This window comes from Thermococcus onnurineus NA1 (assembly GCF_000018365.1).
Taxonomy (GTDB): Archaea; Methanobacteriota_B; Thermococci; order Thermococcales; family Thermococcaceae; genus Thermococcus; species Thermococcus onnurineus.
Genome location: NC_011529.1, coordinates 1,790,414 through 1,817,389, shown reverse-complemented (window position 1 = coordinate 1,817,389; position 26,976 = coordinate 1,790,414). Strand labels below are relative to the sequence as shown.

Annotated in this window: 34 protein-coding genes and 2 tRNA genes; 24 read left to right on the top strand and 12 right to left on the bottom strand. The window is 51.0% G+C overall.

Going from position 1 to position 26,976, the window contains the following annotated elements:
• Positions 1-3: 3 nt before the first annotated feature.
• Together TON_RS09875 and dph2 are read right to left on the bottom strand one after the other, a co-directional pair.
• Positions 4-615 (bottom strand): METTL5 family protein, encoded by a 612-nt coding sequence (locus tag TON_RS09875; RefSeq protein WP_012572897.1) that lies wholly within the window; start codon positions 613-615, stop codon positions 4-6.
• A complete protein-coding gene (gene dph2, locus TON_RS09870) occupies positions 612-1,646 on the bottom strand; it encodes a diphthamide biosynthesis enzyme Dph2 (RefSeq protein WP_012572896.1) in 1,035 nt (344 codons plus the stop codon). Before dph2 ends, TON_RS09875 begins: the two co-directional genes overlap by 4 nt.
• A 118-nt stretch (positions 1,647-1,764) precedes the next feature.
• On the opposite strand from dph2, the gene TON_RS09865 reads away from it, so the two are divergent.
• The 6 genes from TON_RS09865 to TON_RS09840 are packed head-to-tail and all read left to right on the top strand — an operon-like array spanning position 1,765 to position 4,662.
• Positions 1,765-2,094, top strand: coding sequence for a YbjQ family protein (locus TON_RS09865; RefSeq protein ID WP_012572895.1), 330 nt, complete (start codon positions 1,765-1,767; stop codon positions 2,092-2,094).
• 5 nt (positions 2,095-2,099) lie between these two features.
• Entirely contained in the window at positions 2,100-2,804 is a 705-nt protein-coding gene (locus TON_RS09860) for a YhfC family glutamic-type intramembrane protease (protein WP_012572894.1), read from the top strand.
• A 5-nt stretch (positions 2,805-2,809) separates the two neighbouring features.
• Positions 2,810-3,178, top strand: a complete 369-nt coding sequence (locus TON_RS09855) for a PadR family transcriptional regulator (RefSeq protein ID WP_012572893.1) — start codon at positions 2,810-2,812, stop codon at positions 3,176-3,178.
• Positions 3,166-3,942: an SdpI family protein gene (locus tag TON_RS09850; RefSeq protein ID WP_012572892.1), complete on the top strand. Its 777-nt coding sequence runs from the start codon at positions 3,166-3,168 to the stop codon at positions 3,940-3,942. The genes TON_RS09855 and TON_RS09850 overlap by 13 nt, the downstream gene beginning before the upstream one ends.
• A 4-nt stretch (positions 3,943-3,946) precedes the next feature.
• A complete protein-coding gene (locus tag TON_RS10660) occupies positions 3,947-4,147 on the top strand; it encodes a hypothetical protein (RefSeq protein ID WP_012572891.1) in 201 nt (66 codons plus the stop codon).
• Positions 4,148-4,170: 23 nt separating this feature from the next.
• The gene (locus TON_RS09840) at positions 4,171-4,662 is read left to right on the top strand and encodes a hypothetical protein (protein WP_012572890.1); all 492 of its coding nucleotides are present in this window, start codon (positions 4,171-4,173) and stop codon (positions 4,660-4,662) included.
• 22 nt (positions 4,663-4,684) lie between these two features.
• Here TON_RS09840 and TON_RS09835 read toward each other — a convergent pair whose 3' ends face one another.
• Positions 4,685-5,074: a sigma factor-like helix-turn-helix DNA-binding protein gene (locus tag TON_RS09835; RefSeq protein ID WP_012572889.1), complete on the bottom strand. Its 390-nt coding sequence runs from the start codon at positions 5,072-5,074 to the stop codon at positions 4,685-4,687.
• Positions 5,058-5,762 carry a hypothetical protein gene (locus tag TON_RS09830; RefSeq protein ID WP_012572888.1) on the bottom strand — a complete coding sequence of 235 codons (705 nt, stop codon included), beginning with the start codon at positions 5,760-5,762 and terminating at the stop codon, positions 5,058-5,060. Before TON_RS09830 ends, TON_RS09835 begins: the two co-directional genes overlap by 17 nt.
• 95 nt (positions 5,763-5,857) lie before the next feature.
• Here TON_RS09830 and TON_RS09825 point away from each other — a divergent pair, with 95 nt between their 5' ends.
• Positions 5,858-6,646: a methyltransferase domain-containing protein gene (locus TON_RS09825; protein WP_012572887.1), complete on the top strand. Its 789-nt coding sequence runs from the start codon at positions 5,858-5,860 to the stop codon at positions 6,644-6,646.
• A 15-nt stretch (positions 6,647-6,661) separates the two neighbouring features.
• On the opposite strand, the gene TON_RS09820 is transcribed toward TON_RS09825, so the two are convergent.
• Together TON_RS09820 and TON_RS09815 are read right to left on the bottom strand one after the other, a co-directional pair.
• Positions 6,662-7,039, bottom strand: coding sequence for a hypothetical protein (locus tag TON_RS09820; RefSeq protein WP_012572886.1), 378 nt, complete (start codon positions 7,037-7,039; stop codon positions 6,662-6,664).
• Positions 7,040-7,290: 251 nt separating this feature from the next.
• Entirely contained in the window at positions 7,291-8,085 is a 795-nt protein-coding gene (locus TON_RS09815; protein WP_012572885.1) for a nitrilase, read from the bottom strand.
• 514 nt (positions 8,086-8,599) lie between these two features.
• Here TON_RS09815 and TON_RS09800 point away from each other — a divergent pair.
• Both TON_RS09800 and TON_RS09795 read left to right on the top strand, forming a co-directional pair.
• On the top strand, positions 8,600-9,250 hold the full coding sequence (locus TON_RS09800; protein ID WP_012572884.1) for a metallophosphoesterase: 651 nt from the start codon (positions 8,600-8,602) through the stop codon (positions 9,248-9,250).
• Between the two features lie 69 nt (positions 9,251-9,319).
• Positions 9,320-9,661, top strand: coding sequence for a transcriptional regulator (locus TON_RS09795; protein WP_012572883.1), 342 nt, complete (start codon positions 9,320-9,322; stop codon positions 9,659-9,661).
• Here the strand turns inward: TON_RS09795 and TON_RS09790 are convergent.
• Together TON_RS09790 and TON_RS09785 are read right to left on the bottom strand one after the other, a co-directional pair.
• Positions 9,658-11,346, bottom strand: coding sequence for a DUF4910 domain-containing protein (locus TON_RS09790; RefSeq protein WP_012572882.1), 1,689 nt, complete (start codon positions 11,344-11,346; stop codon positions 9,658-9,660). The genes TON_RS09795 and TON_RS09790 overlap by 4 nt on opposite strands.
• A 63-nt stretch (positions 11,347-11,409) precedes the next feature.
• Positions 11,410-12,468 carry a glycosyltransferase gene (locus TON_RS09785; protein ID WP_012572881.1) on the bottom strand — a complete coding sequence of 353 codons (1,059 nt, stop codon included), beginning with the start codon at positions 12,466-12,468 and terminating at the stop codon, positions 11,410-11,412.
• Between the two features lie 79 nt (positions 12,469-12,547).
• Here TON_RS09785 and TON_RS09780 point away from each other — a divergent pair.
• Positions 12,548-12,625: transfer RNA gene (locus TON_RS09780), tRNA-Pro, on the top strand.
• Between the two features lie 590 nt (positions 12,626-13,215).
• Here the strand turns inward: TON_RS09780 and TON_RS09775 are convergent.
• On the bottom strand, positions 13,216-13,473 hold the full coding sequence (locus TON_RS09775) for a hypothetical protein (RefSeq protein WP_012572880.1): 258 nt from the start codon (positions 13,471-13,473) through the stop codon (positions 13,216-13,218).
• Between the two features lie 125 nt (positions 13,474-13,598).
• Between TON_RS09775 and TON_RS09770 the strand changes: the two genes are divergently transcribed.
• The 8 genes from TON_RS09770 to TON_RS09735 all read left to right on the top strand — a co-directional run bounded on the left by TON_RS09770 (position 13,599) and on the right by TON_RS09735 (position 17,221).
• Positions 13,599-13,674 (top strand) — tRNA-Gln (locus TON_RS09770).
• A 681-nt stretch (positions 13,675-14,355) separates the two neighbouring features.
• A complete protein-coding gene (locus TON_RS10200; RefSeq protein ID WP_012572878.1) occupies positions 14,356-14,808 on the top strand; it encodes a hypothetical protein in 453 nt (150 codons plus the stop codon).
• 111 nt (positions 14,809-14,919) lie between these two features.
• Complete coding sequence (locus TON_RS09760; RefSeq protein WP_012572877.1) at positions 14,920-15,456, top strand: inorganic diphosphatase; 537 nt, start codon at positions 14,920-14,922, stop codon at positions 15,454-15,456.
• Between the two features lie 39 nt (positions 15,457-15,495).
• Positions 15,496-16,062, top strand: coding sequence for a DNA-directed RNA polymerase (locus TON_RS09755; protein ID WP_012572876.1), 567 nt, complete (start codon positions 15,496-15,498; stop codon positions 16,060-16,062).
• On the top strand, positions 16,059-16,244 hold the full coding sequence (gene spt4 / locus TON_RS09750) for a transcription elongation factor subunit Spt4 (protein ID WP_012572875.1): 186 nt from the start codon (positions 16,059-16,061) through the stop codon (positions 16,242-16,244). The genes TON_RS09755 and spt4 overlap by 4 nt, the downstream gene beginning before the upstream one ends.
• Positions 16,244-16,777, top strand: a complete 534-nt coding sequence (locus tag TON_RS09745) for a GTP-dependent dephospho-CoA kinase (protein WP_012572874.1) — start codon at positions 16,244-16,246, stop codon at positions 16,775-16,777. The genes spt4 and TON_RS09745 overlap by 1 nt, the downstream gene beginning before the upstream one ends.
• A complete protein-coding gene (locus TON_RS09740; RefSeq protein WP_012572873.1) occupies positions 16,767-17,063 on the top strand; it encodes a 30S ribosomal protein S24e in 297 nt (98 codons plus the stop codon). Before TON_RS09745 ends, TON_RS09740 begins: the two co-directional genes overlap by 11 nt.
• Positions 17,064-17,065: 2 nt before the next feature.
• A complete protein-coding gene (locus TON_RS09735; protein WP_012572872.1) occupies positions 17,066-17,221 on the top strand; it encodes a 30S ribosomal protein S27ae in 156 nt (51 codons plus the stop codon).
• Between the two features lie 110 nt (positions 17,222-17,331).
• Here the strand turns inward: TON_RS09735 and TON_RS09730 are convergent, their stop codons facing one another.
• Together TON_RS09730 and TON_RS09725 are read right to left on the bottom strand one after the other, a co-directional pair.
• Entirely contained in the window at positions 17,332-18,612 is a 1,281-nt protein-coding gene (locus TON_RS09730) for a S8 family peptidase (RefSeq protein ID WP_012572871.1), read from the bottom strand.
• Between the two features lie 300 nt (positions 18,613-18,912).
• Positions 18,913-20,193, bottom strand: a complete 1,281-nt coding sequence (locus TON_RS09725) for a S8 family peptidase (protein WP_012572870.1) — start codon at positions 20,191-20,193, stop codon at positions 18,913-18,915.
• Between the two features lie 257 nt (positions 20,194-20,450).
• Between TON_RS09725 and TON_RS09720 the strand changes: the two genes are divergently transcribed.
• Positions 20,451-21,035, top strand: a complete 585-nt coding sequence (locus TON_RS09720) for a HemK2/MTQ2 family protein methyltransferase (RefSeq protein WP_012572869.1) — start codon at positions 20,451-20,453, stop codon at positions 21,033-21,035.
• On the opposite strand, the gene TON_RS10700 is transcribed toward TON_RS09720, so the two are convergent.
• Complete coding sequence (locus TON_RS10700; protein ID WP_255452935.1) at positions 21,032-21,166, bottom strand: hypothetical protein; 135 nt, start codon at positions 21,164-21,166, stop codon at positions 21,032-21,034. The two genes, TON_RS09720 and TON_RS10700, sit on opposite strands and share 4 nt — an antisense overlap.
• A 132-nt stretch (positions 21,167-21,298) precedes the next feature.
• Here TON_RS10700 and twy1 point away from each other — a divergent pair, with 132 nt between their 5' ends.
• The 5 genes from twy1 (at position 21,299) to TON_RS09695 (ending at position 26,975) form a co-directional block, all read left to right on the top strand.
• A complete protein-coding gene (gene twy1 / locus TON_RS09715) occupies positions 21,299-22,285 on the top strand; it encodes a 4-demethylwyosine synthase TYW1 (RefSeq protein WP_012572868.1) in 987 nt (328 codons plus the stop codon).
• Positions 22,286-22,358: 73 nt separating this feature from the next.
• The gene (locus TON_RS09710; RefSeq protein WP_048055128.1) at positions 22,359-24,575 is read left to right on the top strand and encodes a prenyltransferase/squalene oxidase repeat-containing protein; all 2,217 of its coding nucleotides are present in this window, start codon (positions 22,359-22,361) and stop codon (positions 24,573-24,575) included.
• Between the two features lie 7 nt (positions 24,576-24,582).
• Positions 24,583-25,674, top strand: a complete 1,092-nt coding sequence (locus TON_RS09705) for an FtsZ/tubulin family protein (protein WP_012572866.1) — start codon at positions 24,583-24,585, stop codon at positions 25,672-25,674.
• A complete protein-coding gene (locus TON_RS09700) occupies positions 25,671-26,300 on the top strand; it encodes a hypothetical protein (protein ID WP_012572865.1) in 630 nt (209 codons plus the stop codon). The genes TON_RS09705 and TON_RS09700 overlap by 4 nt, the downstream gene beginning before the upstream one ends.
• Before the next feature lie 39 nt (positions 26,301-26,339).
• Positions 26,340-26,975, top strand: a complete 636-nt coding sequence (locus TON_RS09695; protein WP_012572864.1) for a class III signal peptide-containing protein — start codon at positions 26,340-26,342, stop codon at positions 26,973-26,975.
• The last annotated feature ends 1 nt before the right edge of the window (position 26,976 follow it).

Below are 26,976 nucleotides of genomic sequence, written 5' to 3'. Positions count from 1 at the left end.
GTTTCAAGTTCTTCCAAACCTATAAATATCTACCAAAATCCTTTCCAGTTTCTTTCTATGGAAGAAGAACTGGGCAGGAATTTCAAAGGTGAGGGTTATTCTATGAGTTATTGAAAAACCAGCATCTCTAACGAACGTTTCAATGAACCTTCTCACCTCAGGCTTCGCGAGGTGAATGGAATAGACAACGTCACTTATCCCAAAGGCCCTCATAAGAAAGGGTCTGTCGGCATGCTTCACCTGGCTGCCAAAGGGAGGGTTCATTATCACGGTATCAACCCGAGCGGAGAAATCTAAGACGTCAGAGTTCACAAACTCAACGCAGTCCTCGATACCGAGAGATTCAATGTTTTCTCTGGCGACCCTTAAAGCCTCCTCATCGATTTCAACGGCGTAGACCCTTTCAGCCCCCATCAGGCATGCGCCGGCACTCAGAACTCCCGTTCCGGCACCTAAATCCGCTATAACTTTTCCCCCAATGTCTCCGAGAGAGTGAGCCAGCCAAAGCAGTTCTGCCGCGACATCGCCAGGGGTCCTGTACTGTTCAAGTTCGGGCTTCGGCTCGGGGAAGCCCTTCAGCTTTGAAAGTATCATCGCAAGGTGCTTCTTTTTCACCCTCTCACCCCGTGGAGGGCTATGCCGAGCGGCTCGTCCTTCTCGCGCTTCCCGCCAAGGATTTCATCGAATTGGTAGTCCTCGCGAAGACCTAGGAGAATCTCAACCTCTGGAGGCGTTAGAACTGGCTTTCTCCAGTTTTCGGCGTCGTCTATGGGCACCCTCGGGCAGGCAACGACTACATAGGCATCGAAGTCAAAACCCTCCAGCGCAGAGTAGCTTATGTAGTTCATAGCTATTAGCCCGGCGTATTTGCCATGCTCACGCAGGAGTTCTACAATCTTTTTGGCTTCAGCCAAGCGGAGCTGGCCTTTCTTGGTGCTTACAACGACACCAAACTTTTTGGCATCATAGGCTTTCGCTATCTGGGCCCATCTCTTCCGAATAATCCGCTCAGCCTCTTTCTCCATCCATATCGCGTCGCCACTGTAGGGATTCACTGCCAGAGTGGACTTCTTCGTTGCCAAGGCAACTCCTATCGGATGGAAATACCCAGCTCCAATGAAAAGCACCCCATCGGCGTCAACTTTGGCGGCGGTGAATGTGCAGCCGAGAACCTGGCCGTGCCAGCTTACCCTTCCGTCGCCCGCACCTATAAGGACTTCAAAGCCGGCATTTTCAAGGAACTCCTTGGCCTTTTCCAGCTGGTGTATATGCTGGGCGGTTGTAACGAGCGCTATCTTCCTCCCGAGCTTTTTAATCTCGTCCAGATTCTTCTCCAGCGCAGGAAGAACGTCAACTTTGGCGAAAGCTGGAACAAATATAGTGGGAACCTCAAGGTTAAGCCTCATGTAGCTGTGTCCGAGGTGAATCAGTGCATCACAACCAAGAGCCTTCGCTTCTCTGTCAGCCGGATCACAGGCTCCGTAATTGATGTCGCCGCTTATTATCGCCTCTATCCCGTTATCTTCAAGAAAGTCAGCCAGGAACTGAGCCTCGCGCTTGAGCCCCTCAGGGGTCTGGATAAGGACGCGCTTAGCTTTAAGCTCTCCGAGTACTTTCAATATCTCTCGCTCATCTATCTCGTGCATCCTCTCACCAATGAGCCTTCATAAGGAGGCCTTAAAATTCTTCCCCAGAAAGGGAGGAAACATTTTTATATTTTCACACCCAATATACCTCGAAGTCCGAGGTATTGGGGGTGACGTTATGGAGGACATCATAGTGGTTACGACCGAAAGCGTGCCCGGATACCGAATAGTTGAGATCAAAGGAATAGCCAGAGGAGGAATAGTCAAGGCCACCCACCTGGGCAGGGACATAACGGCTTTCTTCAGGAACATCAAAGGAGGAGAAGTGAAGGAGTACACCCAGATGATGGCCGAGGCCCGAGAGGAGGCCCTGAAAAGGATGATACTCTACGCCAAGGAGCTCGGAGCCAACGCCGTTGTAAATGTCCGCTTCGCTACTGCGAACATTGGTTCTAGCGTTGCCGAGGTTTACGCCTACGGTACTGCGGTAGTCGTGGAAAAGGAGTGATTGCCATGTACCTCCTCCCGTTCCCAATAATGGGAGGTTTGTTCGCCTGGGCCACGATATACTTTCTGGGCTTCAAAAGGACGAAGTGGTCGGAGTTCATATTCGGGCTGGCGATATTCTTCATTGCGATAATCGTCCAAAATCCAATCCAGCAGCTGCCCCTGCTGGCTCTGGGAATACACTCGAACGCAGATGTCATAGCCAAGGGAGCGGCCTTTACCATAGCGGCCTCGCTGTGGCTGGGTTTTGTTGCCGGCCTCGTCCAGGAGGGCACCAAATATCTTCTCGTTAAAGGAAAGAACCTGAGGACTGCTCTCTTCGTGGGACTTGGATTTGGCGTCACCGAGGCTTTCTTTGTGGGAATAATTGCCGCCGTTGCCGCGATAGCGAGCGAGATCCCACTGGACGTTCCGGTCAGCGCGGCCCTCCTCTCTCTGGTCGAGCGCTACTTCGCCGTGCTCTTCCATGTAGGGACAACGGTCTTCCTCGCCCACGCATACAGAGAAGGCTTCGGAAAGAAGGGACTGATCGCAATCGTCGGTCTGCATACGATTGTTGATTCAATGGCAGCCTACTACCAGCTGAGGGGGAGCGAGACATTTATGTACGCCACTGAGGCAATCTTTGCCGTAATAGCGCTCGCACTCATGTACTACATAATCCCTAGGGTGGAGGTCGAGAAGCCTGAGGAAGAAAAAGTAATATGGTGAAGTGATTGCTTGGTAACAAAAAGGAGAGGGCACTCAAAAAGCTTCTCAAGGACCTACGCTCCGGTCTTTACTCCTATTTAGTCCTTTCTCTCTTAGAAAAGAGAGGAGAGATGCACGGATATGTGATAAGGAAGGAGCTTGAGAAGCTGAGCAGTGGAAGGCTTGTTCCGAGCGAGGGAACTCTCTACGACCTCCTCAAGAGCCTGAAGAAGTACGGGCTCGTTGAGGACTTCTGGGCCGAGGTCGGCGGAAGGCCGAGGAAGTATTACAGACTTACGGATCTTGGAAGGGAAGTTCTAACCGAGCTGAGGGGTGAAATAAAGGAGATACGTGCAATTCTTGAGCGTGTGGAGGGATTTGAATGGAGTGGGTAGAACTATACATCGTTATGACGCTCTTCGTTGCTGGTCTCTTGACCCTCGCCTTCAGAAACAAAAGGCAGTACTTCATAGGCTTCAGGATAGGCTACACCTATCAGTCAGACGATGCCTGGAGGAAGGCAAACACCTTCGCTGGAATATTCACGATAGCACTCTCGCTCTTCCTCCTCGTCCTGGCCATCGCGGGCGTTTCCCTCAACGTATTCGTCCTTGTCATGATAGCCGGCATCCTCCTGCTCCTTTTTCTTGGCACTTTAATTGCAAAGAAAGCCTACGAGATTGAGGATCTCTCTAATAATGCCCCGGAAAGACCAACTGAGCCCATAAATGTCAACGTCAGACCCTACATAATCGTTCAGCTCTCAGCAGTGGTTTTCTATCTCGTACTAACGATTCTCCTCTGGGACAAGTTGCCGGAAAAGGTAGCCATCCACTTCAACGCGAGCGGAGAACCGGACAACTTCGCATCTAAAGACGTGGGAGCAATTATCCTCCCCCTGATTGCCCAAGTCCTCCCAATCACGATGACCCTTCTCCTCAGGGAGCCGGGTTTTGCACCACAGCTTAAGTTCAGCGAGAAAGGCTGGATGGTCTTTGCAGAGCTGATGACACTCGTTGGAGCGGGAATCGCGGCGATAGCCTCAATGGCACTCCTCTACAATGCAGGCCTAATTCCAAGTAACTGGATAACCTACGGTGCCTTCGTATTCCTCACTGTGACCTTCGTCGGAATATCTAGGACACTATCGGCGAGGTGATATGATGGAGCCCTATCTGCTCCTTAGGATCCTCTATGCCCTTTTCATGGGAGCATTTCTGATAGCTATGGGAATGCTGACTTTCACGGCCAGAGACGAGCCTGGAATCGGCTTTCGCATCGGCTACACTTATCTCTCCAAGCAGGCAAGAGAAAAGCTAATCGCGTCTCAGGAATCGGAACCATTGCAACGGGAGTTCTCATAATACTCCTTTCGCCGTTTCTCCCGATGGCCTGGCTGGCGGTAGTTATCGTCCTCGGCCTCGGCGGAACGGTTCTTATCGCCTACCTCGTGGCGAAGCGCGAGTACGAGCTTGAAGAGCTCTCGGAAGAAGTTCCAGAGAAACCCAGAAGGAGGATAGAACCTCCTAAAGTAAGGAAATGCGTGGTCCTTCAGTCGGCCTTTGTCGGCATCTCCCTTGCGCTCCTCTTTACCGGGAAACTCCCAAGAGAAGCGGGAATCGCCGTCATCGTCTTCACCCAGCTCTTCCTCCTCGCGCTGACGGTCCTCTTCTCCCGGCCCCTCGTTTTCCAGCTGGCGCCGAATTTCAAGGGGAAGATGGCACTCGGCTTCGCCAGGGCCTTAACCGTAGTTTCAGCTGTGATAACCCTCTGGCTTTTCCTAATTGTCACAGGCTACGAACCGGGCCGATCGAAGCAATCTTTCTCACGTTCTTTTCCCTCAGTGCAGTGTTCTACGCCGTCTTTAAGTCCATCGTAAGCGCCTACGAGGAGGGGTACTATTAGCCCTCAATGACCTTCACAAGCTCCTCAAGGTCTTTTCTTTCAACCAGACCAACCTCAACGGCATGCTCTAAGATGTAGTCTGGAAAATCGACGTTGATGACGGCCCTAACCCCTTTCCCAGGAATGTAAAGGGCGTAGACCTTGACCGGACCATTGCAGTTCCCTTCAAAGACCGCGAAGCCCTTCTCAGCATTTATCCTAACGACCTTCCATGAGAACGTCTCGGCGAGCCTAAAGAAGGCCTCAAAAAGCTTTACCCTGGCATCGCGCAGCGCCTTGTTCACGGCTTGCCGCGATACCCCCAGCGAGCGGGCGATCTCAGCCTCGCTCAACCCCCTCGCCCTCAGGAACCAGATCCTCTCCATACCCTCAGGTAGCCTGAGCATCAGCACCACCGCTTACCAGTTTGCCTATCCTTTCGAGGAATTCCTCCAGTTCATCATAGTTGTAGGAACACACAAAATACGTGCCCTTCTCGGTTACCAGAACGATTGTCTTCTCGCGGACATCGGTAAGGTATACAAAGGCCAGAAGGGCACCTCCAATGGCATAGAACTGATACACGTTGACGCCAAGATGATATGCCACACCCGACATCAGCACGCCAAAGAGAAGGAGAGCTAAAGCTCCCAGCTTTCTGGTTCTCCCTGGGAAAATTAGAGGAACAGTCGACGCGAGCCCCCAGTATATCCAGCCAAACCACATGAAGGCCCATTCAGGCCTTTTAATAAGCCCCGTGAAGCCGACAACAAGCCACAGAGCAGTAAAAATTATTATCTGTCTGTAGTATCTTATTGGAGGTATGCCCTCAGCCCTTTCGAGGTCAACTATCTCCACTATGTCATCTGGAGCTATCCTAATCCTAAACAGTCTCAGTGGCCAACCAAATTCAAGAATTATCCCGTTCTCAATCTTTATCCCCCTGCCGAACAGGAGCGTTGGAAGGCTGACCCAGAACAGGATGCCGGCCAAGGTTGTCAGCCACTTAACGCCCGTAAGCAGGGAGGCAAGGGCCAAGAGACCTATCGCAACAATGAGGATATCTTCAATCCAGTGGCCATGAAAGTGGGCCATGGTCTTCACCTCTGTCAACCTATGTAAGTTGACAAAATATTTAAGTCTTTCGACGGATTTAAATAACTTCATGTATTATTGGCTGTGGTGATACCATGTCACTGGAGGAGCTCTACCGCTACCTTCGTTGGAGAATGGATCCCGATGATGAGCTAGCAGTTGGGAGGTTCTGGGGGATAATGAAGGTTTTCGAGTTCATGGAGGGGCTCCTGCCAGAAGAGCCCAGAGTACTCGACCTCTGCGCCGGCACGGGGATTGCTGGGGCCGCTGCTGCTAGAGCCACTAATGCCCCGCTGCTAACGGTTCTGGACGCAAGGAAGGAGGATCTTGAGAAGGCCAGGAAGTGGATCGAGATAGCTGGGATAAGTCCTGAGCTCAGACTCGTCACCGGGGATGTGAGGGAAGTTTCAAAGCTCGTAGGAGAGCACGACCTGGCCCTGCTCTGGGGACTCACAATGCCGCACTTTGACCCCTTCGATGTGATAAGAATATTCGCAAACGTGGCCCTGAGCCTGAACGAAGACGGAGTTTTCGTTATGGAGGAAACTGACAGGGTCTACGGAATCCTCTACCAAGTAGGTTACAAGGACTTCCTCGTTGAATCCAAAACGGAAGACTACACCTTGATTTCGGTTCACGAGGGCTACAACCTCAAGAGGGGCACCTTCAAGAGGACGTACTACAAGCTACCGGGCTTCGAGAAGATCACCGAAGAGGAGCATAGGCTCTGGGATCTCGCTTCCCAGCTGGCTATAGGGAGCATCTTTTTCAGGGAATGGAAGCTCATCACAAGAAACGAGCATGGGATCAACGGTGTTTCCCACCTGCTCTACTTCAGAAGGCCGAAGAAGAACACCGCTAGAGAGGTGCTCGCTGATTTTTGATCCTCTGTTTTTCATTCAGCGCTCAGCTTTGAACTTTATCTCGACTATCTGGTTCGTGTTCCCGTTCTTCACTACGAGGTAGCAGTTCTCACCCGGCACATCAAAATCGAGTTTGACTTCTGTCACGTTCTCCCAACTGTGGACGACCTCACTCTTTTCAAGGCTCTCAAAGTATCCAGAGTTTGATACAACGACGTAGGCCGAGAACGGGTTCTCTGCCCGTATGTAGCCAGTGACGTGAGTGTCAGCTGGGATAAACTCAGCTTGTATCTTGTCAGAACAAAGATAGCTCTTCTGGTAGACATAGTTGGCCGGGAAGAGTTCAGCCTGCACTGCGAAGCCAACCACCAAGGCAACCACTAGTGCAAGCCCTAGGAAGATTGAGCTTCTCATTTTAAGCACCTGTTATTATCTGTAACCTTATTTCTTAAAACCCTTTCGAAAAAAGCCTCCAAAACTGAAACGGAGGGCTGTGGAGAGTTTTTTATGTGATTTATCCAACGAAAATAGCCAACCATTGTAGGTTGTGGAAATCAAAATAGTAATGTTTGGGGATTCTGCAACATCGCTGATGATCATCCAAGATATCGTTCCCGGAGAGTGAGACATTTACACAACATCCAAGAAAAGATAAAGGAAGATTATCACAGGAGGTAGAACTCAGGCCGTCTGTCCTTGAATATGTCGTTGAGCTCATTGAGCCTCTTGTCCCTGGTGAGGTTCAGGTCAATCTCGACGACACCAATCTCTTCCATATCCTCACTTCCCACCGCCAAAACTTCGGCCTTCGGTGAGGCTATTGTGCTCTTGCCTATGAACCTAAGGCCCCGCTCCTCGCCTATGCGATTAGCGGTTATAGTGTAAACACGGTTCTCCAAGGCCCTGATTGGCATGGCCCTCGGCGCATAAGGCATGACGAGGTTGCTCGGGTGGGCTATTATCTCCGCTCCCTTCAGAGCGAGCGTTCTTGCCGATTCTGGGAAGAACCAGTCAAAGCATATCATAACTCCGACCTTTACGATGCCGATATTGAAAACGTGGAAGCCGAGGTTTCCGGACTCGAAGAAGAGCTTCTCGCGGTAGAAGAGGTGAACCTTGCGGTACTTCCCGATATAGCCCCAGCCTATCGGGCCAACTATTACTGCGGAATTGTAGAGCCTTCCTTTCTCATCTTTCTCTGCAGTTCCCGCGACGATGAAGACCTCAAGATCCCTGGCAAGCTCAACAAGAAACTCAGTGGTTTCTCCGTCCGGAATCTGGCCGGCGACGCTCTCCACCTCGTCCCTGCTCTCAAAGTTGTAGCCGGTGTCGAAGAGCTCAGGGAGAACCACCAGCTTCGCCCCTTCCTTGGCGGCCTCTTTTATAAGCCTCTCCGCTTTGGAGTAGTTTTTCTCAGGCTCCAAAAGCTTCGGCTCCATCTGGACATAGGCGACCCTCATACCACCACCGTGGGATTTTATCCGGAGAAGTAGATAAGGTTAGTGGAGAAGTGTTTCAAACTTGAAAACAGCCATATTTAATCTACTCCAGCTTACAAGACCAATCTGGACAGTTGCTATATAGTTGACAACGCATTCAGCCTGAAGACCCATAACAGGCCACAGATAAAATATAAAAGCCCCACACATGCTGGAAAAATTGGAAAGCAAGAACCCATCCTCTATCGGCTTTTCGGGCAGGTTAGAGCGTTGGTGCATCTTTTCGACCGTCCAAAGGGAGTTAACCTTTCCCCACGGAAAAGCTTAAAAAGGAGCCGCTGGAGCTAAGGGTGGAGTTAGAGCTCAGGGGTGATGCTCATGAAGAGGAGACCGAGGAAGTGGAAGAAGAAGGGAAGGATGAGGTGGAAGTGGATCAAGAAGAGGATCAGGCGCCTCAAGAGGCAGCGCAGGAAGGAGCGCGGACTCATCTGACGCCCTTCCATTCATTTTCTATTGCTTCCTTTTTGGTGGTGCTATGAACTCTTTTGAAGCATTTAAAAGGCTCTCACTGGAAATTGAAACTTCACGTGGAAGAACTCTTCTCATGGCAGATCCGCATATAGGATTCGAGCTTTCCCGCGGGCTGAGGATAAGGACGCATTTCGAGGAGAGACTGGCTCAGTTCATAGTCGAAAAGGACCCAGACTTGCTGGTTCTTCTGGGGGACGTTAAGGAGCCAATAGGGATGAGTTTCACCATGAAAAGACTCTTAATGGGATTCTTTTCCGAACTGAAGGAAATTCCGACGATTATAACCAAGGGCAACCATGACGGAAGAATAGAGGAAGTTGCCGAAAAGTTTCCGAACGTTGAGGTCAGGGAACACATCCTGACCGACGATATACTCCTTCTACACGGCCATACAAATCTGCCGAAGGTAGAGTTCTGCGAGGCATATCTCGGCCACATTCATCCCGCATACACTTTCAAATCCGGAGGGGTAGCCAAGAAAACCAAGATTTTCCTCAGGGTTGGAAGGTTCCTTATTCTACCTTCGGTGAACCCGTTCATTGAGGGCTTCGACGTGAGAGAAGGTATAAAGATGATACCCTTCCTGAAAGACACCAAGAGTGGAAAAGCTTTTCTACCAGAAGGAATCTACGTGGGCGAAGTTCCCTTCAGATAGGCAAGCTTTATTAATGTATATGAAGATAATATTTCATAGGTAGGATGAAAGTACATCAGGTGGTGTGAAATGAGCGACGTCTATGAGAAGCTCGAGGCGCTGCTGCGCTCACTGGGGCTCAAGAGGACGGAGCTGAGGATATACAGACTCCTTCTTGAGAAGAGCGAGCCTATGAGGATAACCGAAATCCAGAGAGAATTGGGAATAAGCGAGCGCTCAGTCAGAGAGCACGTGCTGAGCCTTTATCGCAAAGGTATCCTCAGGAGGAGACTGATAGAGCAGGGCTGGCTCGGCTACGTCTACACCGCCGTGACCCCAAGTGAGGTTCTCGAACACATTAAAGAGAACCTTGTAAAGAGAATAAACGAGCTGGAAAAAGAGCTGAAGAGTCCCTCAGGCCAGAGGAACTAGAGGAGCTCAATGACTCCCGTTTTTTCGAGCACATCGACCAGCTTCTTGAGCTTTTCCCTATTCACCTCTCCGAACTCCTCTTCTAAAGCCTCAAAGGCCTCTTCCTTCGGCAGAAACTCGCCGAGCATCAGGAGTTCGTGGAGGTGGACGAGAATCTTCCTGTCCCTAGTCAGCTCTTTAAACTCCTCGTAGGCTTCCTTATCCGCTTCCTTAATCAACTCACCGGATACTCTTCCCTTCTTGACCCACCTGAGCCACGGTCTCCTCTCGAACTCGTGGCCGCTCTCGATCCCGAGGAAGCGCGAATCCCTAGCGAGGCCAGTCATGACAAGCCGCTCTATTCTCTCCGTGTCTCTGTCTCTACCCAGCTCTCCTAGGTACTTCATGGCATAGCCCCTAGCGAAGCGCTGGAGCTCCTCCTTTTCTGCCTTTGCCAGTGCTAGGGCAGTCGCCAGAACAGCCTTACCAATCAGCTCGATGGTTGCCTTGCTCACCTTATCGATGGTATCTTCGCTGGAGTGGTAGAAGCGGTCAGGCCAGGTTATAGGCATAACCGAAGGAATCCCGAAGAAGTTGAAGACGTCGTGGTCGCTGCCCATCTCATAGGGGTATGACTTGAGCTTTAGCCTCGGCATCGGACTGCCAGAGAAGCTCTTTCTGGCCCCATTGGAAAGCTCGAGGAAGTACTCCAGAACACCGGAAACTATGGAAAATCTCGAAGCCGGCGTTCTGACGAGCATCACCGTCGAGCCTGCCCTGTCCTCGCTCCCGGCAACCATATCGAGGTTTATGACAGCATAGTACTTGTCAAGCTTGGCGTACTTCTCGATGAAGGCCTGGGTTCCGTAGTACTCGGGTATCCAAAGGAAGGCAAAGCCAAAGCGGAAGGAGTCATTGTATAGGCCGTTCAGAACCCTCGCGAGCTCTATGAGCATTGCGCTTCCGCTGGCGTTGTCGTTGGCTCCAGGCTTTGGGTGACAGATGTGGGCGGTGAAGAGTATGAAAGGAGGCTTACCTATCTCGGCGTAGAGGATCGGGAGAACCTGACGCTCGTTTATCTGGGTCTCGACCTCTATTTTCGCTTTAACTGTTTCTCCCGAATTCAGCTTGTTTATGACCCTATTGGCGAGGCTCTCCGAAATTGCAACGGCAGGGATCCTTGCCCATTCGAGTTCATCCTTAGTGAGAAAGAGGCCGATGTAGGGGATTGCATCCCCGGTTCCCTCACGGTAAGCTATGAAAGCCCTAGCACCAGCCTCGTTGGCCTTTCTGTAAGCCTCACGCCATTCCCTTCCCACGAGAACTATCTTCTCCTTCGCTTTTTCCCAGTCCTCTTCCCGGACTATGTGAACCACTTCGCCCTCTGCCTTTCCGCCTGGGGAGTGAGCCATGACGACGAGTGGGCTTAGAGATGTTGTTAGGGTATTTCCGAGGAGCTCAACCTTTCCATAGACCAAATCCCAGGCTATCGGAGACTTCAATGTCAGATACCAGCTCTTCCCGTCGTAAAACTCCTCAAAGAGCTGGGCGTTAACTCCCCAGATCCTCAGCTCCTCTTTAATGAACCTCACTGCCTCGGGGAGTTCCTTCGAGCCCTGTATCCTGTGGAACTGGCTTATCTCGGCAATGTAGTGGAGAACGTTCGTTGAGTCAAAAACCTCAGTCTCCTTCAGAAAGCGTCTCATGTTAATCCCCAACGGGAGAATAAATCTGGGTATATTTAAGGTTGTCCGGAAAAGAACAAAGAATCAGCCCCAAGTAACGTGCCTGTTCACAAGGAAGCGGACTATGAAAGAGACCACAATGCCGACCATGTTCGCCAGCAGGTAGTGCATCCCGAGGAGGACCAGACCAGCGTAAATTATCCACTGAACAACTGCTCCGGTCAGCGCTGCCAGGTGGAAGCTCAGGAGTCGGAGATGAAGCGGTCTCATCTTAAGATCCCTAAACGTCCAGAGGTCGTTCCAGGTAAAGTTATTGAGTATGGCCAGCTCCGTGGCCGGAATGTTGGCCAGTATCTTGTCCCAGCCGAGTTTGGAGACAAAGAACCACAGAAATCCCTGGTTCACGAGAACGCCCAAGAGTCCAACTATCATGAACTTGATCAGCCTGTCAAGCTCGCCCTCCCACTTCATGAGCCTGTAAACGTGCTTGAGGTAATTGAGTATCGTCTTTCCGCCGAGCTTGCTCTCGCCGGCGTGTCTGAGGCCGAAGGTGAATGGAATTTCAGTAACCTTCTTGTAGTTCCCCTTGATGAGTATCTCCATAAGTATCTTGAAGCCGATGGGGTTGAGCTGGGCGTTTTCGACGGCTTCCCTTTTGAGGGCGAAGAAGCCGCTCACGGGATCCTTAACGTCCCTTATCTTCGGCAGGGCGATGCGGCCGATCATTATGGCCCCTTTGGAGATAAGCTTCCTGTACCAGTACCAGTTCTTAACACCTCCTCCCCTAACGTAGCGGGAGGCTATGGCTATGTCCGCGCCGTTCTCGATTGCCTCCAGCAGCCGGGGAATCACCTCCGGAGGGTGCTGCAGGTCGGCATCCATCACGACGAAGACGTCGCCACTCGCCTCCTTGAAGCCGCGGATGACCGCTGAGGAGAGACCCTTCTCCTTCGTCCGGCGGATAGCCTTAACTGGATACTTTTCGGCGAGCCTCTGGGCAAATTCCCAGGTTTTGTCAGGGGAATCGTCGTCAACAACGATGATTTCATAATCGTAATCAGTAAGGGCTGTGCTTATTCTCTCGAAGAGTTCCTCAAGATTGTCTCGCTCATTGTACGTTGGTACTATCACCGAGACCTTCATGTTCTCCACTCCTCCACCATGTACACTAGACTACTCCGTAAACTTTATAAGTCCTGCGAGTCCCCTTATCAGCGGGCATGGGGCCGTGGGGTAGCTTGGCCTATCCTTCCGGCTTCGGGAGCCGGGGACCCGAGTTCAAATCTCGGCGGCCCCACCATTAGAAACTTTTGCCAAGCAATGTTGGAGCTTCGCCCCAACACACGGAGAACTTCGTTCTCCGCTGAAGTTTCATCAAAGTCCGTATGTCGCTTTTGGATTGCTAATTCTCAAGTGGTTTTAATCCAAAGGCTCTTTTCCAGTGTTTCACTCAAGAAAACGCCCGAAGGGCGCCAAAAGAAAATAGAAACAATTTAAAAAGCCAAGCTTAAAACAAAACCAATTTGTGATTCCCACTTTTAGAAAGACATACGAACTCTTTCCAGTTAAGTTTTGAGTGAGTTTAAAACTTTGATCAACCTTTGCAGTGCAAAGGTTGTTCACCTGCGCGAAGTTTGATCAAGGTTCGCATGTCAATTCTAAAATGGCTGGTTCTTAAATGGGTTTACTCCCTCAATTGCCAGTTTTACAGTGTTTCACTGCAAATATAACGCCCGAAAGGCGTTAAGAGGAAAGTGAAACCATTTGGATTGCTTGTTTTTTGAGTCAAACCCACTTTGAACTTACAATCTTGAAAGACATGCGAACTCAATAGCCTATTTAGCGGGAAGTTTGCTCTTTGATCAACCTTTTCACTAGAAAAGTTTGGCGCTACTTTTCCTCGTTCCAGTCTTCAATGACGTGGGTCTGTCTCATCTTGTCAGCAAAATTCCAGAACTTCAGGACGACCATCAATGCAATGCCTATTGCAAGCACTATCACCGCGATAACTGCGGCCGCAATGCCGCTGCTGCTGAAGGCCCAGAAAGTCATCACAAAGGGCGCGAGCATGATTCCGAGTATAGCGGCGCCAAAAACCAGCACCAAAATTCGGTAGCCGTACCTTTCCATGAAGAGGGCGAAGTCCATTACCCTCACTGGTTACTATTGAAGTAGAGAAAAATATAAATTTTGCATAAGCCCCACTAGGAGTATGAAATTCCAGGGAAGAGGATAAAATTTATAAATCAATACCTGAACCTATCAACGGGCACAGCCCCGTGGTGTAGCGGCCAAGCATGCGGGACTCTGGATCCCGCGACCGGGGTTCGAATCCCCGCGGGGCTACCATCCAACTGGGCTCCAGACCTCGAACCCCATCCCTTTACTGCTTTCCAAAGTTTCTTCTTCAACCCGCATGTTGTACCACAAAACGTATTTTGTGGTGGGCATTCAGCATTCTGGGATTTGGCCTTTTGGATCCTTATCCGATAAAATACAGTCATTTTTATGTCTGATAGAATCTTTATCAAAATATTGAATATTCTCCAGCGATCCAGGAATTCGCCATTTCAAAAAACAACAAGAAAGACTTTCTTTAGCAATTTCTCGAAGATGAATGGTCCTTTTTACTATAACAGACATAAAAGCAGAGAAAATTCGAAAATAATACTTTTTAGGAACGTTTAAATAACATGAGAGACAATATACATAATAGTGTTCCAAACTAGTTGCCCAATATGGAGGTGGAAAAATCAACAGCATTACCGACCTTAGGGAATGACATCCTAAGAGATGAAGAGTATTTTCTCAGTGATAATAACATTTGCTCTAGCGTCGTTGATTCTCATGGGTTCAAGTGGAACGTTCATGAGTTTTGATGCAAGTAGGTAAGTGAGGGTCAATGTAGTACCCCAGAAGAAGAATACATAGGTTTTCTGTGCGAGGACGATTACGCCGCCATTGTAGAGGTACGATGTTAACAGCGAAACGGACTTTGACGCACTAACCGTCAGGAACTACCTGAACGAAATGAAAGACGTTTGGATATGGCTCCAAACGGGCTATTCCAACCTTCCAAGCGAGGTTGACATGTTTGTAGAAACAGAAAGCGGCGTCGAGAGGATGATAGCCCCGGAAGATGAATACACGTTCAGCGGCCACGTAACCGTCGGCGATATTGAACCTGGGGATTACGTCATACCAATCACGATGTACGCCCACTGGGAAGGCAGAGACGCAATTATATCGACCTGTCCCATAAAGCTTATCATTACGGGAGGCCCGACGATAGAGAAAGAGCTTCTGAATGGGGACTCAATCGTCCCGAGGACTCCCAAGGACCTGGAGACGACGTTCGAGCTGCTGGACAAGCCGATACTGCACTATATAGATGGTGAGGAAGAGGTCTACGCAATAATAGACGACGGCATCTCCTACGAGTACAGAAAACCTCTGCCCAAAGAGGAGAAGAAGGACAACTGAAGCCCTTTCCTTCTCCCCACTGCTTTTTTCTCGGTTTCACAACCAACAACTTTAAAAGCCCTATCCGAAAGCCTAACCTAGAAGTTCTACAAGGAGTAAGAGGTGGTAAGGATGAACCCGTTCCACGAGCTTGAGCCCGGACCGGAGGTTCCAGAGGTCGTTTACGCTCTTATAGAGATTCCGAAGGGAAGCAGGAACAAGTACGAGCTCGACAAGAAGACCGGCCTTCTCAAGCTTGATAGAGTGCTCTACAGCCCGTTCTTCTACCCGGTTGACTACGGAATCATCCCGCAGACCTGGTACGACGACGGCGACCCCTTTGACATAATGGTCATCATGCGCGAGCCGGTCTACCCGCTCACCATCGTCGAGGCCAGGCCGATAGGCATCATGAAGATGGAGGACAGCGGAGACAAAGACTGGAAGGTTCTCGCCGTTCCCGTCGAGGATCCGTACTTCAATGACTGGAAGGACATCGACGACGTTCCGAAGGCCTTCCTTGACGAGATAGCCCACTTCTTCCAGAGGTACAAGGAGCTCCAGGGCAAAGTCACCACCGTCGAAGGCTGGGGCACCGCCGAGGAGGCCAAGAGGGAAATCCTCAGGGCCATCGAGATGTACAAAGAGAAGTTCGGTAAGAAGGAGTGATTTCTTTCCTCTTATTCCCTTCACCAAGGAGGTAAAGGCATGTACAAGCTCCTGAAGATTAAGGATGTTGTAAGGATTCCCCCCCGGATGTTCACCATGGATCCCAAGGAGGCGGCAAAGATAGTCCTCAGGGAAACTTACGAGGGTATCTACGACAGGGATGAGGGGGTTATTTTAGCCGTCATGGATGTTGAAGAGATAAGCCAGGGTGTCGTCGTTCCCGGCGATGGCGCAACCTACCACGAGGTTGTCTTCGACGTCCTCGTCTGGAAGCCCGAGATGCACGAGGTTGTTGAGGGAGAGGTTATAGACGTCGCTCCCTACGGAGCCTTCATAAGGATCGGTCCGATGGACGGTCTCGTTCACATCTCACAGCTTATGGACGATTACGTAGTCTTCGACGAGAAGAACAAGCAGTTCCTCGGTAAGGAGACCAAGAGAATCCTCAAGCTTGGAGACGAGGTCAAAGCGAGAATTATAGCGATAAGCATTAAGAGCCGCGTTATCAGGGAGAATAAGATAGGCCTCACCATGCGCCAGCCCGGCCTTGGCAAGTCCGACTGGATAGCTAAGGAGAAGCGCAAGGAGGAGGCTGAGGAGGCATGAAGGAGCGCGCCTGCAGGCACTGCCACTACATAACCACGGAAGACCGCTGCCCTGTCTGCGGCAGCAGGGATCTGAGCGACGAGTGGTTCGACCTCGTCATAATCACTGAACCCGAGAAGTCGAAAATAGCCCAGAAGCTGGGCGTCAAAGTCCCAGGAAAGTACGCCATAAGGGTTAGATGATGTTCCACTTCAAGCTAACCCCCGAGCTCAGGAAGGAGTTAAAGGATCCCCTCGGAAAGCTCATCCGGGGGGAGATACCCAAGCCATACCTCATGATTAGGGAAGAGCTTGAAAGGGCCAGGCACGTTGTCACCGTCGGCGACGTTGTTACAGAAAACGTCCTCAGGCTCGGGATAAAGCCGAGCCTGGCCATCTACGATCATAAAACTAAAAGACAGGAATACAGTCCGGACATTGAGAGCGATGCGGTCATAATGACCGTGCAGAATCCGCCCGGAACAATAACGAAAGCTTTATTAAACGCAATCAAAAAGGGATTTGGACTAGCCGAGAGGGGCAGAAAGGTTTACATAAAGGTGTGCGGAGAGGAAGACCTCGCGGCGATTCCGGCCGTGCTCTACGCCCCCGAGGGCTCGGTGGTGCTCTACGGCCAGCCCGACGAGGGGGTAGTGCTTATAAAGGTAACACCCGAATGCAAGCTCAAGTGCGGGAGGCTCATGTCTAAGATGGAGGTGGTTCGCGATGGAGATTAAGGTTACCGAGATTAAGGAGAACAAGCTCCTCGGAAGAAAGGAGATATACTTCGACGTCATTCACGAGGGTGAGCCAACCCCGAGCAGGAAGGACGTCAAGGGCAAGCTCGTCGCCATGCTCGACCTCGACCCCGAGACTACCGTCCTCCAGTACATAAAGTCCTACTTCGGTAGCAGGGTCAGCAAGGGCTACGCTAAGGCTTATGAGAGCAAGGAGAGGATGCTCTACATAGAGCCCGAGTACATCCTTGTTAGGGACGGAATAATAACCAAGGAGGAGGAGTGAAGATGGGACAGAAGTGGAAGCTCTATGAGGTTCAGGGCGGTAAGGTCAAGAGGAAGAACAAGTTCTGCCCGCGCTGTGGTCCGGGTGTCTTCATGGCCGAGCACAAGGACCGCTGGAGCTGCGGAAGGTGCGGCTACACCGAATGGAAGAGGAAGTGATTTCTTTTTCTCTCTAATCCCTTGAACGTTTCCTGAGAACAACTAAGGCTTCTGTTCCAGTTAAGAAAACCTTGCTCAGACTATCAAAACAGAGAAATAAAAAAGAGAAATCAGCCGATGGCCGCCTGAACTGCCAAGTCAGCCCTTACTATTCCATAACCGTAGTAGATGTCCCAACCAGCTTCACCGAGATCATCAGCAGTGCCATGCAGGATTCCTCTGACAGTGCTGGTACTCATGTCATCAAAGGTTCCAACTGGGAGAACCTTGCCGTACTTGTTGTAGTAGGCAGCCTGGATGAGGGCAACAACACCGCTGACGTGCGGAGTAGCCATGCTCGTACCGCTGAGGGTCTCGTAGGAATCGTCCGGGTAAGTGCTGAGCACATCAACGCCAGGAGCGCTGATCTCGGGCTGGAGGTTACTGAAGTAGGCAATCTGGTCGCTGATGTCGCTTGCACCGACGGCTATAACCTCTGGATAAGCTGCCGGATAGCTGGGACTGGATGCACCCTCATTACCGCTAGCGGCAACGATGACGACACCGTAGTTGTAGGCTTGGATTATAATATCGTGGAGGTACTGGTCATTGACCGAACCACCGAGGGACATGCTTATGACTTCGGCAGCGTCGTCATCGGGATCACCGACTATTACTCCGTCGCCATCGACATCGAGAACTCCATCGGGACCGAGGAGGGCCTGCTCAATTCCAATGGCAATGTCGGTGTAAGAACCCCTTCCGCTGGCGTCAAGGACCCTGATTGCATATATCTCAACGTTCGGGGCGACTCCGACGACGCCAATGTCATTGTTAAGGGCGGCTATGGTTCCTGCGACGTGGGTTCCGTGGCCATTCTGGTCGTAGTAGTCTCTCGACTTTGTAGAAACTTTGCCCCTCAAGGTGCTAACGCCCCAAGCCAGATTAGCCGCAAGATCTGGGTGATCATAGTCTATTCCAGTATCGAGAATTGCAACTTCAATGACGCCGTTGCTGGAGCCGTCGGTTATGCTCCAGACGGTTGGAGCCTGAACACGCTCAATTCCCCACGGAACCGTCTGAGCAGGCTGGGAACTCCCAGGCTTTCCGACTCCCGGGGGTTTTCCTAGGAGAACCGCTTGATGATCGAACTCAACCATTTTGACTCCCGGTAGCTTTCTAAGTTTGCCCACCGCAGTTGAGGGTATCTCAACAACCGCGGCATCTATGAGCTTAAACTGGTAGATAACGTGGCCACCAATTCCAAGGACTTCGTTCGGCTTGAACTGGGCCTTATCAATGTGCACTACCACCCTGATCATCTCAGGCTTCTCCGCGGTTGCCGGAACCGCGAGCAGCGACAAGACCAGCAGGGCAAGAAGCAGCGCACTGATCGCATGCTTACTGACCATACAGCACCACCCCAGTACATATTAGTTCAGCAATACCTAATAAAATGCATACTTAAATCTTTCTGGAACTAACATGACACAACGCCGCAGAACGTGGAATATCATTGTCAATACATCGACGAGTACACAAAGATCAAACGTTGTAATGGATACCAAGATATGCACAAAATCAAGAGAACGAGCGTTAAACACAGAAAAGTTGGAGTCAGCGTATTCCAAATTAGCAATTACAAAGACCTCAAAGCTAAATATTCTACATATGTGTTATCTCAAAGTGAAAAGTAGTGAAAAATAAGAGAATCAACCAAGGGCCGCCTGGACGGCCAGGTCAGCCCTCACTATTCCATAACCGTAGTATATGTCCCATCCTGGATCTCCAAGGTCATCGGCCGTAACGTGGAGGATTCCCCTGATGGTGTTGGTGTTCATGTCATCGAAGGTTCCAACCGGGAGAACCTTGCCGTACTTGTTGTAGTAGGCAGCCTGGATGAGGGCAACAACACCGCTGACGTGCGGAGTAGCCATGCTGGTTCCGCTGAGGCTCTCGTAGGTGTCGTCCGGATAGGTGCTGAGGATGTCAACACCCGGAGCGCTGACCTCAGGCTGGAGGTTGCTGAAGTAAGCTATGGCGTCGGTTGAGTCGGTGGCACCAACGGCGATGACCTCCGGGTAGATAGCCGGGTAGCTCGGCTGGTCAGCGGCCTCGTTGCCGCTGGCAGCAACTATGACAACGCCGTAGTTGTAGGCCTGGATTATCATGTCGTGGAGGTACTGGTCATCGCTCGGACCGCCGAGAGACATGCTTATGACCTCGGCAGCGTCGTCATCCGGGTCGCCAACGACTATTCCATCTCCGTCAGCGTCGAGGACTCCGTCCGGACCGAGAACGGCCTGCTCTATACCAATGGCTATGTCAGTGTAGGTTCCGCTTCCCCTGTCATCAAGGACCTTGATGGCGTAGATCTCAACGTTCGGAGCAACTCCGACGACACCAATGTCGTTGTTAAGGGCCGCTATGGTTCCTATAACGTGGGTTCCGTGGCCGTTTCCGTCGTACCAGTCAGCAGGATCCGTGCTGACAACACCACCAATGGTGCTAATTCCCCAGACAATGTTGGCGGCAATGTCCGGGTGGTCCCAGTCGGCTCCAGTGTCGAGGACTGCAACTTCAATGACGCCGTTGCTGGAGCCGTCGGTTATGCTCCAGACGGTTGGGGCCTGAACACGCTCAATTCCCCACGGAACCGTCTGAGCAGGCTGGGTCGGTTGGCTGATGAGCCACGGCGGACCGCCCCTGTAAACCTGAGCCATGTGGTCGTACTCGACCTTGGTAACGCCGTCGAGCTTAGCCAGCTTGCCGACGGCATTAGCTGGGATATCAATGACAACGGCATCGATCAGCTTGAACTCGTAGACGATTTTACCCCCGATTCCCTTGACGGCATCGGCCTTGAAGTGGCCCCTGTCTATGTGTGCGACAACCCTGATAGTCTCTGGCTTCTCAGCGACAGCGGGGACGGCAAAGATTGCTGCCAGAAGCAACAGGGCCATTAAACTACCTATAGTCACTTTCCTGTTCATTCAACAACACCCCAGTACGATTTTATGCACCTATACATGAAGGCACACATACTTAAGTCTTTCGTAGGTTACATATGACAAATCGTCATCAAATGCAAGAAAGTTCTGTCATGTGGCATTTCTACAGGACAATACGTTGACAAGTATACAAAACATAAGAATATTTTCAAAATGTTCGAAAGATATTCGAAAAATATCCCAAAAAGCCAAAAAGACACAGGGTTAAACACAAAAAGGTTCTGAAGATATCTACTTTCATGATGATATATTACAAGGGACTAAAGCTCAAACTTCATCCGCAAGTCTACGAGCCAGCGGAGGATACGTTTCTCTTAGCCGAGAACTTGGCGGTTAAACATGGCGACGTTGCCCTCGATATGGGCACCGGAACGGGCATAATAGCACTTCTGATGGCGAGAAAGGCAGAGTACGTCCTCGGCGTTGACGTAAATCCCCTCGCCATTAAGCTGGCAAGGGAAAATGCGAGGCTCAACGGCATTGAAAACGTTGAGTTCATCCAGAGCAACCTCTTCGAGGGGGTTAATGGGGAGTTTGACGTCATCACCTTCAACGCGCCGTATCTGCCCGGCGAACCCGAGGAGCCTATAGACCTAGCACTGGTGGGGGGAGAAACCGGAAGGGAAGTCCTCGACAGGTTCATAGATGAAGTTGCCGATTATCTAAAGCCCGGTGGAATCGTTCAAATAGTTCAGAGCTCCATAACAGGAATAAAAGAGACTCTCGAGAGGCTGAAAGAAGTGGGTCTAAAGGGAGAAATAGCCGCTAAGAATCATGTCTTCTTTGAGGACATAGTCCTGATAAACGCCCTGCTTGAGGATTAAGCCAAATGGTGACGTTTAACTTCAAACAGGAACTTAACCTTCGGCTTGTTCTCGACCTCTGGTTCTTCCGTAGGAAAGATCTCGAACTCCTCCTTTTTGAGCATTGGAATCGGTTTTACCCGCTCGAACATGGGCTTAACCTCGAACTTTTCCTTTTAAACTTTTCTCCGATTGACGAATAGTTTTTCGACGATAAAATATGGGACAGCTTTGTTCCCAACATCTTTTTAAAAGGGTGTCTGAAGTGGAGTTAGGTGAGACTAATGGCGATAACGTTCAAGTCCAATCCAAACATGCCGGGCGAGATTGCGAGACTGTTTAAAAAGCAGCATTACGCTCTCGTGGGCAGACACAGCTCAGTCAAGCTCTGCCACTGGCTCAAAGAGAGCATAAAGCACGACAGGTTCTGTTACAAGCAGAAGTTCTACGGAATACACTCCCACCGCTGTCTGCAGATGACGCCGGTTACTGCATGGTGCACCCACAACTGCATCTTCTGCTGGCGTCCCATGGAGGGCTTCCTTGGAACCGAGCTTCCTGGACCCTGGGACGACCCGGCTTTCATAGTCGAGGAGAGCATAAAGGCCCAGCGCAAGCTCCTCGTCGGCTACAAGGGCATGCCTGGAATAAACATGAAGAAGTTCGAGGAGGCCTGGAATCCGAAGCACGCCGCCATAAGTCTCTCCGGTGAGCCGATGCTCTATCCATACATGGGCGATCTAGTTGAGGAGTTCCACAAGCGCGGATTCACCACCTTCATAGTCACAAACGGAACCGCTCCGGAGAGACTCGAAGAGATGATTAAGGAGGACAAGCTTCCGACCCAGCTCTACGTCTCGCTCACCGCTCCAGACATAGAGACCTACAACCGCGTCAATGTCCCAATGATTCCCGACGGCTGGGAGAAAATAACAAGAACCCTCGAGCTCATGAACGGTCTGCCAACGAGGACGGTGATAAGACTCACGCTCGTCAAGGACGAGAACATGCACAATCCAGAGGGCTACGCAAAGCTCATAATGAAGGCCAAACCAATGTTCGTCGAGGCCAAAGCCTACATGTTCGTCGGCTTCTCGAGGAACCGACTCACGATAAACAACATGCCGCGCCATGAAGAAATCAAGACCTTCGCAGAGGAGCTTGTCAAGCACCTGCCCGGCTACCACATCGAGGACGAGTACGAGCCGAGCCGTGTCGTTCTTATAATGCGCGATGATGTGGACAAAACAGAACGCTTCATAAAGCACTGAGCTTTCTCTCCCCTTTTTATGGAAAAAGTTTATTTATTCTGGCCGCTTAGAATGAACCTAGGGGTGTAAGATGATGAAGAAAGTTCTGGCTTTAATGATGATTGTTTTCATGTTGATTCCAGCCGTTAGTGCCGGAACGATAGATGGCTCTGTAAAGTTTCTTGGTGACTCGGCTGAATCTACAAAGCAGACGAGGGAAATAAGCCTGGCAGTCATGGCATTATCCGGGGCTACCAGCGACCTGGACGGGGGCATTGTCCCGGACATCTCAACCCTTTTGGAGACGCTTCTCTCATATCAGAACCCGGATGGGGGATGGGGTCTTTATCCAGGTGAGACAAGCAACGTCCTCGACACTGCATATGCCGTCATAGCGCTGGAGAGAGCGTATCCCCATCTGGATACAATGACCAAGACGAAGATAAGGCCAGCCCTCGAAAATGGAATTTCCTATCTCTTCTCTGCGAAGAGCGAGAACGGCTGGGGCTATATCCCGGGAACACCTGTTTCATGCTACCCGACGGTCATGACTGTGTGGGCCCTCGGTGAGGCTGGCTACACCTACAACAGCCAGATTGTTCGCGATGCGATTAAATATCTTGAAAACGCCTCCTGTGAGATTCCCGGTTACGAAGCCCTCGCCCTTAAGCTCATCGCATATCACAGCACAGGATATCCCGTCGACAAAGAGACTATAGATGAAGTCAAGGACGTCCTCCTCAACGGCGAGATAACTATGAAAGAGAGGGCGATGCTCACATATGCCCTGGTTCTCCACACCCCAGTCGATTTTGACACCGCGAGAATACTCATAAAACTCGAATCTTACAGCAAAACATCCAACGACCTCGTTTATTGGATGAACACTCCGAATCTGTTCTCTTCCACCGAGCTCATAGCGACAACCTCCTTTGCCCTGATGGCGCTCTCCACGTCCTTTGAGATACTGCCTCCAAGCGAGGTTAAAAACCCATACGAGATGCCCTGCCAAGCCCTGAAGAACATGCAGAACCCCGATGGAGGATGGGGTCTGACTCTGAACTCACCCTCCGACGAGAAGGCTACCTACTACGCCCTTATGGCAATCAAGGAGTGCTATCCCGAGAAGGAGGCCATAGATAAGGCAGTGGCGTGGGCAAGGGAAGCATTCCAGAAGGATGCCCTCTGGATAGAGCAGGACGGCAGGATGTCCGTCGGCTACTACTACGCTCTCGAGATACTCCTCATGTACAACGATCTTACCGAGGAAGAAAAAGCTCAGGCAATAGAGCTCATACGCAGCGCTCAGCTCGATTACGGCCTCTGGGGCAACACAGTCCTCGGGCCTCAGCCCTACGAGACCGCTCTGGCCGTTAAGGCCCTCCGCGATTTGGGCGTTCCTTCGGACGACCCGCTAATCCAGAAGGCTAAGGACTGGCTCCTGAGCATAACCAACGACGGTTGGGGAACCTACGTGACAACGAGGTACTTTGCCTACATGCTCAAGCCTGACGTCCTGACCACGCTCACAGTCCTTGAGGCCCTCGACGGAATAGCCACGCCCGAAGAACTTCAACCCCACATTGAGTGGCTCATAGAACAGAGGATTAATGGCGGCTGGCCCTACTGGAAGACCTACTACGTCTGGGAGAAGAACAAAGAATTCCCGGGAACCCCGAGCGTCGAGCTCACCGTCAGGGTCACCGACCTGCTCATCAAGTATGGTCACAACTACACCAATGAGACCCTCGACTTCGTGATGGAAGCCAGGGACAGCGGACTGATAGAGGACAAGACCCTGGAGACAGCGAGCGCTATACTCTACCTCTCGCGCTTCCAGTACATACCGCCCGTTAACCTCTACGACATCGAGAGGGCCCTTAACACCGACGTGTTCCAGATCATTGCACCCGGAATGGATCCGGAGAGCGTGAACGAGATAATAACCACGCTGAACGATCTCTTCAGCGGAGGCTTCATACCGGCCAACTCGACGGTCATCGGCGAGGAGAGCTACATAGTGATGGCAAACTTCGGCGACTACTGCATCAGAGACTACAACCCCTATATAAGGTTCTACATTGAGGATGGTACAGTTACTGTGGGCAACGTCACGGTTCCGACCGACAAAGCAGTGGTTCTCGTTCCCGGCAAGACTCCCAAGGGTGTCGTGTTCTTCATATTCTACGAACCAGAGAACGTGGAGATAGCGAAGGAGATATTCACCACGGGCTTCATCAGATACATTAGGGGAGAGGCAATGGTACTCCTCAGAGAGAATGGGAAGGTGCGCGTCATCGTAGTGGGGTGATTAAAAGGTGAGGGCTCTAATCATAGGGGTCGGCCAGTGCGGAACGAAGATAGCCGACCTCTTCGCCCTAGTTGATTTTGAGGCACTGGCGATAAACACCTCCAGGGGAGACCTAGATTACCTAAAACACATTCCTCACGAGAGAAGAATACTCATAGGAGAGGGCCTCACCGGTGGAAAGGGTGTCAACGCCAATCCACTACTTGGCAGAGAGGCAATGAAGCGCGATTTACCAATGGTAATGCGCAAGATAGGGTCGATAATCGGCTACGAAGACATAGACGTGTTCTTCTTAACTTTTGGCTTCGGCGGTGGAACTGGAGCCGGAGGAACACCAGTTCTGGCAGAGGCTCTAAAAGAGGAGTACCCCGATTCGCTCGTCGTGGCCATTGGAGCACTTCCACTCAGGGAGGAGGGCATAAGGCCGACCATAAACGCGGCCATAACTATAGACAAGCTCTCTAAGATCGCCGACTCCATCATAGCCATCGACAACAACAAGCTGAAAGAGAGCGGCGACGACATAACAAAGGCCTACGAGAGGATAAACTACACGATAGTCGAGCGCATAGCCTCCCTGCTGGCACTTGTCGACGTTCCCGGCGAGCAGACGCTTGACGCGAGCGATCTGAAGTTCGTTCTCAAGGCCTTTGGAAGCTTTGCCACCATTGGTTACGCGAAAGCTGACGCTAACAAGGTCAAGAGCCTCTCAAGGCTCATAATGAAGTCCTTCGAGAACGAGGGGCTTTATCTGGATGCAAACATAGAGTCAGCGCTCTACGGCCTCGTTGCAATTCATGGGCCGCCGGAGCTGCTCAAAGCTACGGAGATATTCGAGGCCCTCGATTACCTCACCAACAAGATACGAGGTAAGCAGATATTCCGCGGCTTCTATCCAGATCCGCGCGAGAGAGAGGTTGAAGTTGTAACCCTGCTGAGCGGCATCTACGAAAGCAAGAGCATCGAAGAGATAGTACTAACTGCCAAGCGCTACGCTCAGTCGTTCATGAAGGCCAAGAAAGAGGCTGAGGCTAAGAAGAAGAAGCTGCTAAGCGGTCTGCCTGACTTCGACGACATATATCCCGGTGATGGGGAATGACCGAGCCAATAAAGGACTCCGTCGAGGTCGCGCTGGAGCTCGACGAGAAGGAGGTTTACGCACACATAGCCCACGAAAGCGCCGAGGACATAATCAGGATAATCTCCTCCCTCGATGCTGAAAGGGCCAGGCTCCATGGAGAGATCATCTATTACAGGGACGACTGGGACGATTTAATCAGGGAAAGGATTGCAAAGGGAAAGCGTCACACCGCCTTTGACTTCTACAATCCGGCGCTTCTGGACATCTGGGAAGAGAAGGTAGAGGAAATCAAGGGGATAAAGAAAAAGGAAAAAGCAGCATACGCCGCCGTAGGAGGTGTCATTGCAGCCACGGCAGTGGCCTCCCTGCTGCTAAAACAGCCCTACTTAATTCTCGGCCTCGCGATGCTGCCAGTGATTCTCTTCATCAGGGACTACACGAAGGAGAAGCTCGACTTGATTTACTACGAGCTCACACAGTTCTTCATCGATGAGCTGACTGAACTTGTGGAGAAGCATTCCCTACCCCCCGAAAGGTACAAGTTCAAGATATTCAGCGGCGATTACTTCGGAGTTACAACCAGAAAAGCCGGAACGGGCCTTTTTGCAGTAATAAAAGCTGAAAAATCCGAGAGTAACCATTAAATAGATGTTCACACCATATCAATACTGAGGGGAGAATGTATGATGAAAAAAGCGAAGCGTGGCCAGGTTTCACTGGAGTTTATGCTCATATTCGGTATAATGCTTATACTGTTACTTTACTCTGTGAACAACGTTACTTTCCGGGAAGGCTCAACTTCAACTGAAACTCTCCGTATTCAGGTAAGTCTCGAGGAGAAGAACCTCGCCAACGCCATATCCAACACCATAAGCCAAGTTTATGCCCAGGGACCCGGTGCCAAATCCACCACCTACGTCAGGCTGACATACTTAAGGGATGCAGGCCTGCTCGAAAAGGCCCTGAACCTGGAGAGTCCGAGAATATTCATAACCTACGGCAACTACAGCAATGATGGCAACGGTACTTACGTCACAGTCACTGGCACGGGCTTTAACATCGTTCTTAGTGGCGGAGATAAGAACATATTCTGGAGCAGGGCAATGTATCAAGCTGTGCTGTACGATAACTCGTCCATATGGTCTCCCATAGGAGACATCACTATTGGCGCGGATACCATTTACGGCCTGGAGATAGACCCCAATGACCTCCCTGTGACCCTGAAAATAGTCGTCGAGTGGAACCCTGACAATCCCAACAGCTGGACGTTTGATTCCACAAAGGGCGAGCTGAGAATAAACATTAATCCTGGTGGCTGAA